Annotated in this window: 15 protein-coding genes; 6 read left to right on the top strand and 9 right to left on the bottom strand. The window is 52.0% G+C overall.

The window, feature by feature from the left end; all coding sequences use genetic code 11:
- Positions 1–190: 190 nt before the first annotated feature.
- Positions 191–2,158 carry a hypothetical protein gene (locus MJO52_RS09660; RefSeq protein ID WP_252085728.1) on the top strand — a complete coding sequence of 656 codons (1,968 nt, stop codon included), beginning with the start codon at positions 191–193 and terminating at the stop codon, positions 2,156–2,158.
- Between the two features lie 116 nt (positions 2,159–2,274).
- Here MJO52_RS09660 and MJO52_RS09665 read toward each other — a convergent pair whose 3' ends face one another.
- Positions 2,275–3,459 carry a serine hydrolase domain-containing protein gene (locus MJO52_RS09665; protein ID WP_252085729.1) on the bottom strand — a complete coding sequence of 395 codons (1,185 nt, stop codon included), beginning with the start codon at positions 3,457–3,459 and terminating at the stop codon, positions 2,275–2,277.
- Between the two features lie 129 nt (positions 3,460–3,588).
- On the opposite strand from MJO52_RS09665, the gene MJO52_RS09670 reads away from it, so the two are divergent.
- The gene (locus MJO52_RS09670) at positions 3,589–4,056 is read left to right on the top strand and encodes a hypothetical protein (protein WP_252085730.1); all 468 of its coding nucleotides are present in this window, start codon (positions 3,589–3,591) and stop codon (positions 4,054–4,056) included.
- A gap of 265 nt (positions 4,057–4,321) precedes the next feature.
- Here MJO52_RS09670 and MJO52_RS09675 read toward each other — a convergent pair whose 3' ends face one another.
- The 4 genes from MJO52_RS09675 to MJO52_RS09690 all read right to left on the bottom strand — a co-directional run bounded on the left by MJO52_RS09675 (position 4,322) and on the right by MJO52_RS09690 (position 10,654).
- Complete coding sequence (locus tag MJO52_RS09675) at positions 4,322–5,707, bottom strand: L-serine ammonia-lyase (protein ID WP_252085731.1); 1,386 nt, start codon at positions 5,705–5,707, stop codon at positions 4,322–4,324.
- A 187-nt stretch (positions 5,708–5,894) separates the two neighbouring features.
- Entirely contained in the window at positions 5,895–6,872 is a 978-nt protein-coding gene (gene cmoB / locus MJO52_RS09680) for a tRNA 5-methoxyuridine(34)/uridine 5-oxyacetic acid(34) synthase CmoB (RefSeq protein WP_252085732.1), read from the bottom strand.
- Positions 6,873–6,878: 6 nt separating this feature from the next.
- Positions 6,879–7,622, bottom strand: a complete 744-nt coding sequence (cmoA, locus tag MJO52_RS09685) for a carboxy-S-adenosyl-L-methionine synthase CmoA (RefSeq protein WP_252085733.1) — start codon at positions 7,620–7,622, stop codon at positions 6,879–6,881.
- 122 nt (positions 7,623–7,744) lie between these two features.
- Positions 7,745–10,654 (bottom strand): insulinase family protein, encoded by a 2,910-nt coding sequence (locus tag MJO52_RS09690; protein ID WP_252085734.1) that lies wholly within the window; start codon positions 10,652–10,654, stop codon positions 7,745–7,747.
- 175 nt (positions 10,655–10,829) lie between these two features.
- Here MJO52_RS09690 and MJO52_RS09695 point away from each other — a divergent pair, with 175 nt between their 5' ends.
- The 3 genes from MJO52_RS09695 to MJO52_RS09705 are packed head-to-tail and all read left to right on the top strand — an operon-like array spanning position 10,830 to position 12,671.
- Positions 10,830–11,558 carry a DUF599 domain-containing protein gene (locus MJO52_RS09695; RefSeq protein ID WP_252085735.1) on the top strand — a complete coding sequence of 243 codons (729 nt, stop codon included), beginning with the start codon at positions 10,830–10,832 and terminating at the stop codon, positions 11,556–11,558.
- Complete coding sequence (locus tag MJO52_RS09700) at positions 11,548–11,877, top strand: nucleotide pyrophosphohydrolase (RefSeq protein WP_252085736.1); 330 nt, start codon at positions 11,548–11,550, stop codon at positions 11,875–11,877. Before MJO52_RS09695 ends, MJO52_RS09700 begins: the two co-directional genes overlap by 11 nt.
- Positions 11,874–12,671, top strand: a complete 798-nt coding sequence (locus MJO52_RS09705) for a methyltransferase (RefSeq protein WP_252085737.1) — start codon at positions 11,874–11,876, stop codon at positions 12,669–12,671. The genes MJO52_RS09700 and MJO52_RS09705 overlap by 4 nt, the downstream gene beginning before the upstream one ends.
- Positions 12,672–12,695: 24 nt before the next feature.
- Here the strand turns inward: MJO52_RS09705 and MJO52_RS09710 are convergent, their stop codons facing one another.
- Positions 12,696–13,223 carry a molecular chaperone DnaJ gene (locus tag MJO52_RS09710; protein ID WP_252085738.1) on the bottom strand — a complete coding sequence of 176 codons (528 nt, stop codon included), beginning with the start codon at positions 13,221–13,223 and terminating at the stop codon, positions 12,696–12,698.
- Between the two features lie 174 nt (positions 13,224–13,397).
- On the opposite strand from MJO52_RS09710, the gene msrA reads away from it, so the two are divergent.
- Entirely contained in the window at positions 13,398–14,021 is a 624-nt protein-coding gene (gene msrA / locus MJO52_RS09715) for a peptide-methionine (S)-S-oxide reductase MsrA (protein ID WP_252085739.1), read from the top strand.
- Positions 14,022–14,164: 143 nt separating this feature from the next.
- Here msrA and MJO52_RS09720 read toward each other — a convergent pair whose 3' ends face one another.
- From MJO52_RS09720 to MJO52_RS09730, 3 genes are read right to left on the bottom strand one after another with little or no spacing between them, the layout of a single operon-like run.
- Entirely contained in the window at positions 14,165–15,004 is an 840-nt protein-coding gene (locus MJO52_RS09720; RefSeq protein WP_252085740.1) for a sulfurtransferase, read from the bottom strand.
- Between the two features lie 35 nt (positions 15,005–15,039).
- Positions 15,040–16,683: an alpha/beta hydrolase gene (locus MJO52_RS09725; protein WP_252085741.1), complete on the bottom strand. Its 1,644-nt coding sequence runs from the start codon at positions 16,681–16,683 to the stop codon at positions 15,040–15,042.
- A gap of 52 nt (positions 16,684–16,735) precedes the next feature.
- Positions 16,736–17,353 carry a trimeric intracellular cation channel family protein gene (locus tag MJO52_RS09730; protein ID WP_252085742.1) on the bottom strand — a complete coding sequence of 206 codons (618 nt, stop codon included), beginning with the start codon at positions 17,351–17,353 and terminating at the stop codon, positions 16,736–16,738.
- Between the last annotated feature and the right edge of the window lie 124 nt (positions 17,354–17,477).

The following is a 17,477-nucleotide window of genomic DNA, read 5'->3' on the forward strand; positions in this document are numbered from 1 at the left end:
TAGGTGACAAATATCGTCAGAAAGGCACCGATATAGGCAGGCTTTAGTTTCTTCATTTTTTTAAATGCGACACAGAAAATTATTCACGAAAAAATAAAATTCTTTTCGTATTTTCATTTCGTGACTCATTGGAACTTAATTCTTAATCCTTACCTAACACACAAATCAAAAAATAAGATTTCAGGCGATTATGGACAAGTTATTTAGCAAAAATTTACTGGTGCTGGCATTAACTGCAGCTTTGGCTGCGTGTAGCGGAGGAGGGGGCGGTTCTTCAGACTCTGAACCTGAGACACCAGCTGTGGGTGATGGTGGCAGTAATAATGGTGGTGATCAGGGTGGCGATAACCAAGGAGGTGATAGTGGTTCCGGCGATACTGGGAGCGATACGCCCCTTCCCGATAATGATCCCTCAACGGTAACGGTTGGAGATGTTTCTACTTCCGATCTGGGGTTTGCCACTATAACTGCTACAGATATCACCCTACCTGATGCAATGGTAAACGCCCAGGAAGTTTACCAGCTTGCACACTATATTGGCCGAACAGATAGTGAGCAAGATGAAGAAAATATCGATATCCCTATTCGTAGCTACACTGCGACCTGCGCGACTGATACAGATAAGCCTCGGATGTTTGTATCCACGACCTTATCTGAAGGACAAAGTGCCTCAAATCCAACCTATGGCTCTGTCTATGAACTCCAATACAACCCTGAAACTTCAAGTTTTGATCAAACTGGCAATACCACGATTCTGAAACAGTGTTATGAGTCTCACGGTATAACAGCTAGTGCAGACTGCTCCAGGGTTGCTGTTTTGTGTAACACAGAATATAAGGCTAGTGAGCGATACGATGTTAAGAAAGATCTAATTGAAGAGCACGGTATTGGCTGGATGAAGATTGAGGACAATCTTGACGCTGTTGCAGGTACCGATAATGAGAAAAAGTATAACGATCAGATTTGGCTGATGGAGTGGGATAACAAGCCTTTGTCCGAAGTACCTGATGCTTACGTTGTTAATAAAATGCATGGTGGCACTCATCTTGGCACCCAAGAACTATTATATGTTGAGGATGACAGTAAGGGACGAACCAGTTATGCATTTTCCGTGACTGCTCGAGTACTGGTTAGCGGTTCTCACTATTCTGCGGGACTTACAGTGATCGACCGGGACGACTGGTCAATGACCATGACTGGGGATGAGCGTAGGGGGTGGTATTGGCTATGTGGACATGGTCATGTACTGAATATCCGGGCTTTCTATAACCCTGGCAACGAAATGTTTGGTGCGCTCTGTACCAGTGATGGGAATAAATACCATCCCTCTCCTGGCTTGAATGCAATTGCCATCAAAATGGAAGATGATGGCTCCTCTGTCCTTGAAGGCACCTACAATCACGTGGTTCCTACAACAAGTGCAATGATTTCCAACGGGGGAGGGCACACAGTAGTCCCAGTTGATGCTAATACTAATTTATCTGTTATCGTCTCACCGAAGTACATCGAAGATGAGGATATGGATAGGTTCTTACAGGATACACTCGGTATTGATACCAGTGGAGATGGTCCCTTTGATGATCAATGTGCTGATAAGGCCAATAAGAATTGCTTCTTCTCGTATCTCGAGGAAATCGAATATGATGAGGGTGACTATTCACTGATACCAAGGCAAGGACTCTATTCTGGCGGCGCCCTGGATGAATCCTCCTTAACTCGTGTAGGTATTGCTAAGGTTGATTGGGAAGGTAATATTGAGGGAGTTGGCATCAATTGGTTGGCGGAAGATTCCGACTGCCAAATTAGTGACCCCCAGCTCGTCGACTTGAAGAATGGCCGCTACTTGTTTGGTTATGCACAGTTCCAGTGTATTTCCGATAACCTTCCCTACAATCGCAGTTACAACAAGAAAGGCGAGGCTATGCGTATGTTGGTACCTAAAGCCTACTATGTGATGGAGATTGACGCAGACCTCAATGTACTTGAAGGGCCAGTAAAACTCACCGATTATGGATGGGGTGGATTGGATGAGCCAATGTATCTAGGTAACGGCAAAGTTGCCTGGAACTATATCAAGAACCCCACCTTTGAGAACTACATCGGCGGGCAGCAGAACGTCTGGCAAGCGATTGTTTACCACTCTAAAAGTGTGAACTAATCATCTTTTTACGGGGGTAGGCTTGCCTACCCTCGCAATTTCTGATGCTTATATTTGCACCGCTTCTGTGAGTTTAAAATAATTAAAGGCTCAATTCGTATCTATTTAATATGATTTTAACTTGCCACTGCAGTCTTAGTATTACATCTTTCAACTACATCATAGATTTTTTTAGATAGCTCTTTAAGCATATTAATTTGAGGCCTTTCTGCACTCCTGTTGGTGAGAATGACAAGTGCAAGCCCTGTTTCAGGAGCAACATAAGCGGCCGTGTATACCCCAATATTGCCACCCCAATGGCTTAAATAGGAGCGCTTTTTGTAGTTATAGCTATTCCATGCAACAAGTTGACTTTCCAGATGGTCTGGAATGCCACTCATGGAGCGCTCAGCAAACATCTCTTGAAGCACCTTTTGGGAGGAAATAGTCTCCCTCATAAATACACCTGAATTAGCAACCGCACCGAAGAATTTTGTCAAATCTGAAACTGTTGAGCGCAACATTCCTGCCGGATATCCGGGAGTACTACTTTGTGCAACTGCGACAAGCTGGCCATCAGAAAGGGTTTGATAAGGCGTTGCGACTTCTAACCCAGACGTATCTGCTATAGTCCAGAAAGTATGATCCATTCCCAGTGGCTCAAAGAAGTTTTTCTGAGTCCAATCTTTTAAATTCAATCCAGATTGTTGCTCGGCCCAGTTGCCCAACAAGTTGTAGCCCATATTGCTGTAGCTCCATTGCTCCCCGGGCGGGGATTTCAGGAAAGACTTATCTGCTGAATAATATTTGCCACTCTCTAGAAGGACATCTTCCAGCAGCTCGGAAAGCTTCATTGCTGAATCTTGCCCGGGTGTTCTGAAATCCACCTCATAATACATACCATCCTGTATGCTGGATGTATGTGTAAGCAATTGGAGTAGGGTGATTTCCTTTGAGGGGTGATGGGGGTTCGCTAGGAGAGAGCCTGGTTCAAGGGCCACAGAACTTTCTAGTTCGAGCAAGTGCTTATCAGCAATCTCCATTACCGCCAAAGCTGTGATTGGCTTGGTTACAGAGGCTATCTGGAAAATAGTGGAGGGAGTAACCGGTGTTTTGTGTAACTTGTCAGCAAAGCCAAAACCTTCTTCATACACCAACTCTCCGTTTAACGCTGCTCCTATCGCTACTCCCGGTATATCGGCCTCAACTCTAAGGGCTTCAATATCCTTTGAAAGATCTTGTAATTGTACAGAGCAGTTTGTTTGCGCTAGCGCTTCCCAAGGCTGTAAGAAAAGAGTGAAGATGATCCATTTTGTCCGCATTAGCTACTTTCCATTAATATATTTATAAACATATTTATAAATATATTTGAAGGTTATGGTAGAATCAAGCATCAATACTCTGCTGATGAGCCCCAAATTAATTTGAAAGATGGATGAGAGTTGTCTTTTATGAGCCCTGAGAATTACTTTATTGGCAAGACTGCGGAGACTATCTCTACTCTTATCACCAAGCAGTGCGAGATAATTCTCACGAGAAATGGTGTGCAAGTTCCGGTTAAATCCTGCTCAATCATCGTGACTTTGCATCGATTGGATGGATTGTCATTGAATGAAATTGCTCGTGAGACAGACTCCTCCCCTCAGCTGATTAAGCAGAAACTTCCGAAGTTACTTAAGCTCTCACTCATTAAGCATGAAGATGACGCAAGTGATAAGCGAAGGAGGCTTTTCTTTCTGACAGATAAAGGAAAGCTGCAGGTAGAGAAAATACTTGAAACATTTCAGGAGTTAGAGCGTTCACTGGATAGGCTCAATAAACATCTGGGGTTCAGCCTTCCCGAAAAGCTCGAGGAAATAAAGCGGGCACTTACTGAAGTTCCACTTCATTCAGATGGCAAGCATTCTATTAAACAATAATTTGCCTTTGAGGAAGGTGAATTATGGAGTAATAACACCTTTGCTCAATAATGCTCATGGTCTATGAAGCTACTAAGAGAGAGCTGAGTAAACAATTGATAGGGGACATGAGACATTCCAGCAATACCGTGGTTCTAAGGTTCCAATTGAATAGTTCTTGATAGTGATCCTGCCTTAATGACAAGAGATGAGCATGTTTTGGGTGTGAATTTTTGAAAGGGCAAGCTTGCCGAGGCCAAACCCAGCCCCGGCATAAAGAAACCCATCAGCAGTTAACGGCGTTAACCGCCAGCCCGCCCAGAGAAGTCTCTTTGTATTTACTCTGCATATCGATACCGGTCTGGCGCATGGTTTCGATCACGCTATCTAGCGGTACGATATGGGAGCCGTCACCGCGTAGGGCCAGGCGTGCGCCGTTGATGGCTTTTACCGCGCCCATGGTGTTGCGTTCGATACAGGGCACTTGCACCAGGCCGCCGATGGGATCGCAGGTGAGGCCCAGGTTGTGCTCCATGCCAATCTCGGCAGCGTTTTCGATTTGCTGATTACTGCCGCCTTCCACGGCGGCCAGGCCTGCGGAGGCCATTGAGCAGGCTACGCCGATCTCACCCTGGCAGCCCACTTCGGCGGCGGAGATAGAGGCATTTTTCTTAAATAGCATGCCGATGGCGCCGGCAGTGAGCATAAATTTCACCACCTGCTCTTTGAGTTCTCCGTGCACTTTCGGGTCGTGCACAAATTCCACGTAATAGGCGATCACTGCGGGAATAACACCGGCGGCCCCATTGGTTGGGGCGGTAACGATACGTCCGCGAGCAGCATTTTCTTCATTGACGGCAAGCGCGAACAAACTCACCCAGTCGAGGATGGCGAGGCCGCGATTGCGTTCTTCCGCTGTTTGTTTGCTCAACTCCTGATAGAGCTCGGCGGCTCGGCGGCGTACCTTCAGGCCGCCGGGCAGAATTCCTTTTTGTTGGCAGCCCCGCTCTATGGAGGCTTTCATCACTTTCCAGATATTCCACAGGCGGTCTTTGACTTCCTGCTCGCTGCGAAATGCTTTTTCGTTTTCCATGGCCAACTGGGCAATGGTCCAGTCGTGCTGATCGCAGATCTTCATCAGCTGTTCGGCACTACTGAAATCGTAGGGCAGCAGCGTGGCAATTTCTTCCTTGTGAGCGAAGTCTTCCTCTGAGAGAACAAAGCCGCCGCCGATGGAAAAATAACTGCGCTCGAATAGCAGTTCTTCGCCGCAATAGGCTTGGCAGGTCATGCCGTTGGAGTGTTGCGGTAGGAACTCTTCCATATGGAAGAGCAGGTCGCGATCGCGAATAAATTCTATTTTGTGGTCACCATTAAGTGTCAGCGCTTGTTCGCTGTGAATGGCGGCCATCTTCTTATCGATACTATCGACATTGATGGTATCGGGGGTTTGGCCAAGCAGTCCCATCAGTACCGCCATATCGGTGCCGTGGCCGATACCGGTCAGGGCCAGGGAACCGTAAAGGTGTACTTGAATGCGATCAGTTCTTGCGAGTTGGTCGCGGTCGCGCAGGTCCTGAACAAATTGGCGGGCGGCGACCATTGGGCCCACCGTATGGGAGCTAGAGGGGCCTACGCCAATTTTAAACAGTTCAAATACGCTAATACTCATATAAATTCTCTGCGCTGGGCCGCAGACAGTCGCGGCCTTCCCTTAAGGATATAGTTGCACCATTTGGGGGCGCACTTTGCCCTACAAGGCGCAACAATCAAGATGGCAGTCGCTATTCCGTACAAAATTCTATTTGTTACGGCTTTTGCGGAATTTATGAGTTTCCAGATTGTGGCTGTGAAACAAGCTATGGCGCTTCCGCGACCAAAACAGCCCGTTTGGGCGCGGGGTGACCTTCTACTGTTTTGTCCGGTGATTGCGGATCGAGAAAGTCGGCCAGTGACTCAAAGTGCATCCAGTCGGTGCGCCGCTGTTCCTCCAGGCTGGTGATATTCAAGTCTACTGTCCTAGGATTGCGAAAACCGCACTTTCGTAGCCAACTTTCCAGGGTGGCGCAGCTGGGAAAGAACCATACATTGCGCATTTTAGCGTAGCGGCCCTCTGGTACCAGGCAATCCCCGAGCCCGCCATCAATCACTAAGGTCTCCAGCACCAGTTGTCCACCAGGGCGCAGGGTCTCACGCAACTCGCGCAGGTGGTCCATCGGCGAGCGGCGGTGGTAGAGCACACCCATTGAAAAGGTGGTATCGAAGGCGCGCAGATTTGCGGGCAGGGCTTCGATGCCGAGTGGCAGCAGGTCTACCGGCTGTTCGTCGCCGAGATATTTTTTCAGGGCGTAAAACTGCGCGACGAATTTTGCCGAGGGATCTATGCCGATCACCCGCCGGGCCCCAGCGCCATAGGCGCGCCAACAGTGGTAGCCGTTGCCGCAGCCAACATCCAGTACCAGTCTGTTTTCCATAGGCGCGAGGTGCGGCAGCACCCGGTCCCACTTCCAATCGGAGCGCCACTCGGTATCGATAGGCAGGCCAAATATTTCCCAGGGGCCTTTGCGCCAGGGGTGTAGTTTTCTCAGTTCCTGTTCCAGTCGCTGCAATTGCTGAGGCGAGGCGTCGCTGGCCTTGCCGATACGCACGCTATTGCTGAGCTCGATGCTGGAGGGAGCGATATTCGGTAGGGCTTCGACAGCTGCGCGCCAGTCGGGCAGGTCGCCCCAGCGATGAGGGCTAAGGTTTTCGGCTACCTGTTGAGGAAGCTGAGCCAGCCAGCTGCGCAGCTCTGGGATATGTTGCAAGCCTTGGTAGAGTTGGGTGTAGTCAATCACGGGTAGTTACTTATCGGGGCTGCCTTTGATAGCGATCAGGGAGGCAAAGTTAAAACATTGGAACCAGACATCGACGCTAGTGAAGCCGACGCTCTTAAGACGAGAGCGGTGGGTGTCTAAGGTCTCTGGAATCAGCACATTTTCTAAAGCGGAACGTTTCTGTGCAATTTCCAGTGCGCTGTAGCCATTGGCGGCCTTGAAAGAGTGGTGTAACTCAATCATCAGTTCATTGTGGTCTTTATCGGCGAAGTCCACTTTCTCGGAAATAATCAGGATGCCGCCGGGGCGAAGCCCCTGCTGGATTTTGCGCAGGATTTCCTCGCGCTCCTCAACCGGAATAAATTGCAGGGTGAAATTCAGAACCACAACGGAGGCGTTTTCAATCGCTACGTTTTGCAGGTTGTCGCAAATGAGTTGCACGGGAACTTCACCGCTATCCGCTTCGAGTACCGTGCGCGCCTGGGATACCATCGCTTCGGAATTATCTACGGCAATGATTTCGCAGTCTGCTGCGGGAATACGGTGGCGCATGGCCAGGGTGGCGGCACACAGTGAGCTGCCCAGGTCATAACAACGGCTGCCCGCTTGGGCATAGCGTTCCGCGAGGGTGCCGATCATGGCCACGATGGTGGTGTAGCCGGGCACGGAGCGCTTGATCATGTCCGGGAAGACTTGCACCACCTGACGATCAAATTCAAAGCCGGCCACCTGGCCCAGTGGGTTTGCGTAGATATTATCTTGTTTGCTCATCGGGACTTCGCTTAGGGATCACGGCATGGATCCAGGAGAAATGATTACTGCCGAGTACTATTTGTCTGCAAACGGGTTAAACCGGCGCCCCGGCAGTAGATACTGCCGGGGGCCAGGCTCAATTACAGTTTTTCTTCTTGCAGGTTGAGCTTCGCAGCCGCTTCACTGCCCTGGGGGCCGGTGACAATCGCGGTGCTGGCTTTGGACGGTTCCAGGTAAGTGGCACCAACGCGCTGAAGGTCTTGCAAAGTAACTTCGGTCACCCGCTTGCGGAACTGCTGGCGTACTTCGTGGCTGCGTCCATAGAGGCCTGAGTGGAAATTCTTTTTGGCCTCGCCGGCGGGGGAGCCGGGTTTATCCAGGCCGCCGATCACACCGAGGATCGATTCCTCCACTTGCTCTTCTTTGTGCTTGCCTTCGGCCAACCACTGCAGAGAGGCATCGAAGTCCTCTAGAGTTTCTCCCATACGCGGATCGCGATAAGAGTAAAAGCGGAATACCCCGATATTGCTGTCGTGTCCGGCACCACCACCGTAGGCCCCGCCCTGTTCGCGAATCGTGCGGTGCAGGAAGCCATTGCGCAGGAAACCGCTCAATACGGACAGCGGTGCGGCATCCGGGTGCGACATGGGTACGGTGGCGTAGGCTTTGGAGCAGAAATTCACCTGGCTGTTGGCCACCCAGAGTTCCTGTACCCGTCTGCGCTCGAAAGGTGCGTCCGGATTGGCCGCAGCCGTGCTGGATGAAGAGATAAGTGGTGCCAGTGCTTGGCTGAAGTCACTGAGTTTTTCCTCTTCGCCAATGAGCAAGAACTGGCGCGGGGCGGCGAGGATTTTGTTGTGGATTGCCTGGAAGTGCGCAGAAAGTTGCTGCAGGCCATCTTTCTCATCGAGCCCTTTGACCATGGCTCTCAGGTTGCGCAGGCCAAGCAGTCCACCGCTGGCGTGGCTCTCCCAGGCTGCGCGATTGTAGCCAGCACTGGCGGCTGCCATGGCGAGGGCATGGCCGTTGCCGACAACACCCTGTTCGCGGCGCGCCAGGGTCTGTTGCAATAACTCTTTGATACGGGCGTGCTCATCGAAGCGCACCTGTGCCATAGTGGCCTGCATCAGCTCGGTCAGTTCACCCTGGTTTCGAGAGAGTGCCTTGCCGGAGAGAATAAAGTGGCCGGACAAGTGATCGAGGTTGTCGATGGCGGTGCGGCTGCTGGTGAAACCGTGCAGGGCACCGGCGACGCGGGTCTGCCACTGCTGGACTTCCAGGTAGTCTTTATCGGCGAGGCCAACCTCACTCAATACCTGGCAGTAGTAGGGCAGTAGCGCCTTTTCTTCTTCGCTAAATTCGGGCAGTGCACACACCATTTGTTGGTAAACCAGACCATTGGTGCCAGCGCTGTAGCGGGTGAGTTTTTGTTCACCGATCTCAGTGATTTCACCCTCGACATCCGGCATTTCTGCGGGAATATCTTCTACCCCCACTTTGGGCAGGATGGAGGCATCATCTTCGCGATTCTGGCGGTCCGTGAGGGCCTTGGCAGTTTCGACTATTTGCGCTTTTTCCTGCTCGCTAAGGCGCGCTTTGATCTGTGCCAACTGCGCCTTTTCCGCCTGCTCTTTACGCCCGGCCAGTTTATCGTCCGGGCTCATTACCAGACGCACGCGGTGCTGGTTTTCCAGTAGGAGTTCGCGCGCTTTATTGGCGATAAACATCGGGTCTTTGATCTGATCGCGCAATTTTTCCAGGGTAGCGTCGATATTCAGTAGGCCAACCGCATCACCGCGGTGAGTGGCGCCGGTAAGCGCGGTGAGGATCAGTTGCAGGCCATAGGGGTAGCCATCGCCTCCAATTTCGCGCTGCTGCAGTTCCAACTGATGCAGACTGGCAGCTACTTGCTCGTAGGGGATGCCTTTCTCGGCAACTTCTTCCAATACGGCGAGCACTTGTTTTTCCAGCTCGTCGGCGCGCTCGCGCTCGCTGCCTTCAATGCCACAGACAAATACCAGCTCCCGCTGGGAATCGTCCAGCCCGATAAGGGGGGAGGGGGAGGTGCCGAGGTCAGTGGTCTCGAGCAGTTTCATCAGTGGGGAGGCGCTGTTATCCAGCAGCACGCCGGCGAGCAGGTGTGCAGTGAGGGCCTCTTCCAGATCGGTAACGTCGCCGAGTAGCCAGCTCAGAACGATATGGGTTTTTTCTTCCAGTGCTTCACCACTAAGCGGGTAGTGCTCTTCCACCTTGAGCGGGGCGTGATAGCGGTCTTCGCGGCCCACTTCGATCGTCTTGTCCAGCTTCTCAAATTTGTGCAGCGCTTTTTCTTCGAAAGCTGCCTGGTGTTCGGCGGCGGAAATATCGCCGAAAGTCATAAAAATGGCGTTGCTGGGGTGGTAGTGACTGCGGTAGAAATCTACCAATTCTTCATAACTGAGTTTGGGGATATCTGTAGGCTCGCCACCGGAGTTGAAGTGGTAAGTCGTGGTGGGGAACAGATATTTACTCAGGGTGTGCCAAAGCTGCGAGCTGACCGAACTCATGGCGCCCTTCATTTCATTGAACACCACGCCTTTGTATACCAGCTCGCTGCTGGTGTTTTCGGTTTCGGCGAATTCCAGGCGGTGCCCTTCCTGGGCAAAATCCAGTGGGTCCAGTGTGGCGAAAAATACCGCATCCAGGTAGACATCGAGAAGGTTATTGAAATCCTTGCGATTCTGGCTGGCAAAGGGGTAGGCGGTCCAGTCTGAGCTGGTGAAGGCATTCATAAAGGTGTTGAGTGAACGCCGAATCATCATAAAGAAAGGGTCGCGCACCGGGTATTTGTCACTGCCGCACAGTGCGGTGTGCTCGAGAATATGGGCCACACCGGTGGAATCGTGGGGCACAGTGCGCAGTGCCACCAGGAAAACATTTTCCGCATTGTCTGCGGCAATGTGTAGGTGTTGGGCACCGGTGGTGGTGTGGCGGTATTCCTCGACACGTACGCCGAGGGAATCGATATCTGCGCTGGTAACCAGTTCAAATGCAGGATGTGAGTTGTTCAAAAGACAGCTCCCTGGAGTTATAGAAAATTTTCTGGCCGACCTCTGCTGCCGGCGAAAGGGCGCTATTCTACCGCTTGCACACACCGGAAAGACAGTGTTGACAAGGATGTCAGCAAGGCGAAGACTTCACCTACCGAAGCCCCGGCATAAATGTAGACGAACAGGGAGATAGAGGTTGTCCTGGTTGGATATCGCCAGCGTCACTGGCTTTTTAATCACATGGGTCGGTTACACCGTCTTTGCACGCAAGAAAGCCAAAGAGACTTGGTGTCTCACATCATCATTACAGTGGTACCGGGTGGAGTGGATGCTGCGCATGCTCGATCGGGATATGCGCATGGCAGATACCGCAATCCTCAGTAACCTTGAGCGGGTGATTGGTTTTTTTGCCTCCACTAGTATTCTAATTTTGGCGGGCCTGGTGACGGCCTTGACGGCGAACAAAGCTGCCATCGAAGTGCTCACCAGCTTGCCTTTTGCCGAGCCCACCACGGTTGAGCAGTTCGAACTGAAAGTGATGCTGCTTATCCTGATTTTTATTTTCGCCTTTTTCAATTTCACCTGGTCTTTGCGTCAATACTCGTTTGCCAATGTGTTGATTGGAGCCGCACCTCCGCCGGAAGCGGGTGAACTGTCGGAGGATGAGCGCCTTCGTTTTGCTATCAGCACCGCTAAGGTGATCGACCACGCCGGGCACAGTTATAACTATGGCCTGCGCTCCTATTACTTCTCCATGTCGGTGCTGGGCTGGTTTATCCATCCGCTGCTGTTTATTGCCGGTTACCTTTTTGTGGTTTGTGTCTTGTATCGGCGGGAATTTATGTCCCGCGCACTCAACTCGATTTTGGCGGCGCGGGAGGGCGGCCTGGAGAGGCAGCAGAGGAAGAAGTTCAGTGGAAAATAGTGAAATTGTGGCGGCCTTTGACAAGGTAGCCAAGCTGCGGGGCTGGGAGCAACTACATACTGCAAAGAACCTGGGGGTGGCACTTTCGGTAGAGGTGGCTGAGTTGAATCGGCATTTTCAATGGCGCGAAGACGCGGATATTCATTCGCTGATGCAGAGTGAGAATGCTAAAGAAGTTTCTGCAGAGCTGGCGGATATCCAGATGTACCTGTGTAAGTTGGCAGAGGTGCTGGGGGTGAATATGGATTTAGCGCTGCGCAATAAGATTGCGGAAAATGAGCGTCGCGCGAGAGAAGTTGTAAATGGTGGGGCTCCATGAGTGAGGCAGGTTTCAGCGACAGGAACTTTGACGACCTGGCGCATCGATTTCGCGATCGTATTTATGGCGGCCTCAAGGGGGATATCCGTCTGGCGGTGTTGAATCGGGATTTAGCTGCGATCGTCAGCCGGGAATCGCGCACCTTAAAAATCGTGGATGCAGGCGGTGGCCAGGGGCACTTTGCCATGGACCTGGCGGCTGCGGGGCATCAGGTGTGCTTGGCAGATATTTCGGCACAAATGCTGGAGCACGCAGCCGCTGAAGTTGAGGCGAGACATTTACAAAAGCGGGTAACCCTTTTGCACAAGCCCCTACAGGCGCTGGCACAGATGAAAGCGTTGCAGGGCGCGGACCTTGTGATTTGCCATGCAGTGCTTGAATGGCTGGAGGAGCCACGCTTGGCCTTACAGCAGCTACACCGTTTGCTCAAGCCGGGTGGCCATTTGTCCCTCACTTTTTACAATCGGCGCGCGCTGGAGTTTCGCTTGTTGCAGCGCGGCAGCTTTCGTCAGTTGGAGCGCAATATCGATGAGGATTACTGGGGTGGACACCCCGGCAGCCTGACACCACAAAACCCACTGCTATTGGAGTGGGTGAGTGATTGGCTGCAGGAGGCCGGTTTTGAGGTGATCTGCCACAGTGGTATTCGTTGTTTTCACGATTTTATGACGCCTGCTATTCGTGACAAGTTACCCGCTGCGGCAATTGTACAAAAAGAGTTGGAGTATTCTCAGACCGATCCTTATCGCCAGTTGGCGCGCTATGTTCACCTCTTGTGTCGTGTACCAGAATAACTTTGCCCTGATAAAGAGTCGCGATCAGAGCGTATTCAGCAGCAGTTCTTTGGCGGCATTTACTCGTGAGGCTAGATAGTCGTTGCCGCCGCGATCCGGGTGTAGTTTTTGAATAAGCTTGCGGTGAGCGCCGATAATTTCATCGCGTCCGGCATTGGCGCCAACGCCTAGAATTCGTCGCGCTTCGTGTTCACTCAGAGGCGGCCCTTGGTCGGCCTGGGCGGCTTTTTGTTCCTGACGGGGTTCCTGCTCTTGTTGTTGGCTTTGATTTTGTCGATTGCGCGCATAACGCTCGAACAAGGGGGCCAGCCAGGGCATTAAACGAGTGAGTTGATTGAGCAGGCGGCCCAGCACCGGTAGGATCAGCAGAACCATGGCACCGACCCAGTGCAGCCTTCCGCTGACGGCTAGTAACACTACGATGACTGCTGCACCCAGTAGGGTGATAAAGAAAATCTGTTTGCGCCTATCGCCTTTAGAGCTGGACTTGATTTTCTGCCAGGCATACCAGATGCCGAGTAAGATCAGTATTAGAAGAATTAAACGTGCCAATGGCGGCTCCTTAGGTTATGCACTTGCCAAGTTTGTGCCCAGGGCTTAAATATCTTTTCGATCCCATGGATTGTCAGGTTAACATGGCTCGCCTCAAGCCTTTCCAATCTCTGGGCGGAATGAGGGCTTGTGGCTATCCTGTTTGAAGAAAATTTCAGCACTTGAGATAACAGTATGCAATACGACAAATTCCAGATCCCGGATGCGGATCAGATTTTGCCCGGCCGACCACAGCCGATGGAAATCACCGGTATCCATCATGTCAACGGCAACTCAATCCAGGAACCATTCCCCGAAGGCATGGAAGTCGCAATCTTTGGCATGGGATGTTTCTGGGGTGCAGAGAAACAGTTTTGGGACATTGAAGGTGTCTATGCCACTGCGGTGGGTTACTCGGATGGTGCCACCGAGAATCCAAATTACGATGAGGTATGTAGTGGGCGTACCGGGCATGCCGAAGTCGTTAAGGTAGTGTTTGACCCCAACAAGGTCAGCTACTCGGAATTACTAAAAACTTTTTGGGATATGCATGATCCCACCCAGGGAATGCGCCAGGGCAATGATATCGGTTCCCAATACCGCTCCTGTATTTTCTGCACTCACGAAGGGCAAAAGAAAGAAGCGGAAGCGAGTAAAGAAGCGGTGCAAGCAGCCTTGAACGAAAAGCAGCGCGGTGAGATTACCACCGAGATCAGCATGGCCCAGCCATTTTATTACGCCGAGGAATACCACCAGCAGTATATGGCGAAAAATAAAGAGGCCATCTGTCCAATATTGCGCAACCCCATGTACGATTGAGTCAGATCCGTTCGGCCAGAGGGGCGGTAACCACCGCCCCTTAATCCTGCCTGCCCAATAATCTCATTTTATTTCTTACTCAGCTTTTTCATGGCCTGTCATGTCAACTCATGGTGCGTTTATTGAGAGCACTGCTTTCCGCTTTATTTCCCTTGCCGTTGATGCGCGCACCAGTCACTCCAGCTGCCGGGATAGAGCAGGGAGTCCCGGCGTCCGGCAAGTTGTTGGGCAAAATAGTTCACACAAGCTGTCACCCCGGAGCCGCAGTAATTCAGAATCGGGCGTCCATCGGAGCGAGCGTCCCATAGTGCTTGGAGTGCCACCGTTGACTTCACTTTACCTGCATCATCGGTCATTTCGCGCCAGGGTTGGTTGATCGCACTGGGAATATGGCCGGCAATTGGGTCTATGGGTTCGTGTTTTCCGGCGAAGCGATCCTTATCGCGGGCATCGATCAGCTGCCAGGGTGCATTGCCCAGGGAGGCCTTGAGGGTTTCGTAGTGTACCAGCAGGTTATCTTTGGGGTTTGCTTTGAAATTACCCTCTGGTGTGGTGGCGGGTTCACGGGTCTCTAGCGATAGGCCGGCATCGAGCCAAGCCCGCAGGCCTCCATTGAGAACCTTAATATTGGTGTGGCCAAAGAAGAAAAACAGGAACCAAGCCCGTGCGGCAAAGCCCAGGCGATTATCATCGTAGACAACGACTGGCGTATCGGTGTTGATCCCCAGTTTGCGAGCGAACTGTTGGAACTGAGCGCTGTTGGGCATAGGATGGCGCCCACCTAATTGATGGGTAGGGGCCGATAAGTCCCTATGCAGGCTGGCGTAGTGGGCTCCGGGAATATGCCCCGCTGCATACGCCTGGGCGCCACTCTCATTATCGGCGAGGTCATAGCGGCAATCCAGAATCCCTACGGTTTTGTTAGCGATTAATTCCTGTAAGTCTTCCACCTCAATAAGCGAAGCGCTGCGAACTCTGTCCATGCTTTTTCCTGCTGTCGTTCAAAGACACCAATTGATTAAGGGCTGCTTTCTGGGGCCTGTACTCCGCTGGAAGGAGCCTCTGTCTGTTCATCTTGGTTCTGCCCCTGCTGTTCATCCTGGATCTGATCGGCCAGTTCCTGCTGGCGGCAGGTTTTGGTGGGCTCGGTCTGGTCGCTTGTCGGGTTATCGAGAAAGCGTGCTGCCGCTTTTTCGGCACAGCTGCTGGCGGAAATAATATCGTGAGCCAATTGAGGGAAGAGCAGCCACTGGTGATTGGGTAGTGCCTTGCGCGCTACATCTACATCTTCGGCTGATAAAACAGGATCTAGGCCGCCGTGTAACACCATAACCGGCGCGGGAGTGGCGATGGGTTGTGATTCCAGCAGTGGTGCGGCGGGGATCGCCCAGATTCGGCATTGTAGTTGCAGCAGCTTCAGGTCTGAGCGCACGGCGCCACCGAGAATGCCGGTGTCCTCGGCGCTCTCGCGGGCCTCGTCGAAATCGACAAAGGGGGCTTCCTCATAGCAGAAATGGCTAACTCCGGCGGCATCGCCGAAGTAGGGGTCCAATACGATCTCCATAAAGTGCCCTATGGCCTTTTGCGCGGGCTTCAGACCTTCATCGCTACTGTTTTCCAGGCCCTCAATGAGTTTTGGTAATTCACTGTAAAAGTTCTCGTTGTATAGGGCCTGGAACAGTACCCGCAGCAAACGTTGGCCAGTGAGTACAAAGGGATAGGGCTGGTTGGAATAGCGGTGTTTGATGGAGATCGTGCGCGGTTCTTCATCCAGGGTTTGCACCAGATTTTCCAGGCGGCGGCGCAAGTCTGGGTAGCGGCTGTTGCATTTCGCATCTTCAATACAGTGCTTGAGGCCGCGCTCGTAAGCTGCCAGTGAATCTTGTGCCAACTGTTGGGTGTAGACAATATTAGGAAAGACGGCGCTGTTGAGTACCAAGGCGCGGGTTGAATCGGGAAAATCCCGCGCATAGGTGAGGGCATAGCGAGAGGAGTAGGAAACGCCGTAGAGGTCGAGTTTATCGATTTTTAACCGCTTGCGTAGTTCATCTACATCCCGCGCAATCACCGAGCTGTTGTATTGCGCCATATCTGCGCCCTTGCTCAGGCGGCTATAGCAGCGCTCCATACTGAAGGCGAAGACTCGTGCTTCTTCTTCCGGGGAGAGATTGCGCTGGAAAGCTGTCTGCGCATCTTCGATAAATTCGCTGCAGGTAAGGCGCGGCCTTGCCATGCCGGTGCCGCGCGGGTCTATCACAATCAGATCGCGCCCATCCTCTACAGTCATGGCGGCGTAATTCAGCCATAGCCAATCGCTGGCGTTTTCTGGTTCCAGGCCCATGCTGGCACCGGGGCCACCCGCCCCGAGATGCAGCAGCGGGGCCTTGTTTGGCGCTGGATTCTTGGCGCGAAAGTGTATAACCGGGAAGCGGATTTTGCGCCTTTCTGGATGGGCGTAATCCTCCGGTACCTCCATCATGAAGCACTGAGTGGCGGGCCAGCTGTCGTCTGTTTTGAACCAGCAGGATCTGGGGTATAGGTGGGTATAACTTCTGGGCTTTTTCGCTGCGGGGGAAGTTGCCCCCTGTTCAGACCGATCACAGGCACTCATCAGCAGGCCGATCAAAATGATGGAGGCGGTCAGTGGGCGGAAGTTTCGCACTAAGAGTATTCCTGTGGGCCGAAAAAGTTCTGGGTTTTGTAAATTGAGTCGCTCAATGATTGCCAAATCGGGCAATGGGAGCGGATAGATTCCATCGCAAGGCCGCTAAGCGAATTGACAAGGTCACCACTACAGCGATGGCAATCACCAGATCCCCCGGCAACTTGCCACTGGCATCCAAGGCAACTAATACAGCGGCGCCGGTAAGAGCTGCTGTGGCATAGATCTCCCGGCGCAAGAGCAATGGGATATCGCCGGAAAGTACATCGCGAATTACTCCTCCGAAGGTGGCGGTCATCATGCCCATTACGATCGCAATAGTGGCGGAATAGCCAAGTTCTAAACCTTTCTGCGTGCCGATTACTACAAACACCGAGAGGCCGATAGCGTCTGCCACCATCAGCAGGCGCATGGGTACCTGTAGATAGCGTATCAGGTAAAAACTAATTACACCGGTCGCGACAGCAATCCACAAATAGTAGGTGTCCTGCAGCCAAAATACGGGGATATTGAGGATGATGTCCCGGATGGTGCCCCCTCCCGTAGAGGTAACACAGGCGAGTACTACTGCGCCAAATAAATCCATCTGCTTGTGACCTGCAGCGAGTACGCCACTAAAGGCAAAGACTGCGATACCGATCATATCGAACCAATGCAGCAGCTCATCCATATCATCATTACATCCTGGAATTGGCGGGCAGGGGAGAATAGCACTTCTATTTAAGCAAAGGGAATCGTCTACTTTGCCGCTGGAGAGAAGTGTGAGGTCGTGCAGAGTGGGGCATTAGAGCAAT

Origin of the sequence: Microbulbifer variabilis, from assembly GCF_023716485.1 — a bacterium.
Taxonomy (GTDB): domain Bacteria; phylum Pseudomonadota; class Gammaproteobacteria; order Pseudomonadales; family Cellvibrionaceae; genus Microbulbifer; species Microbulbifer variabilis_B.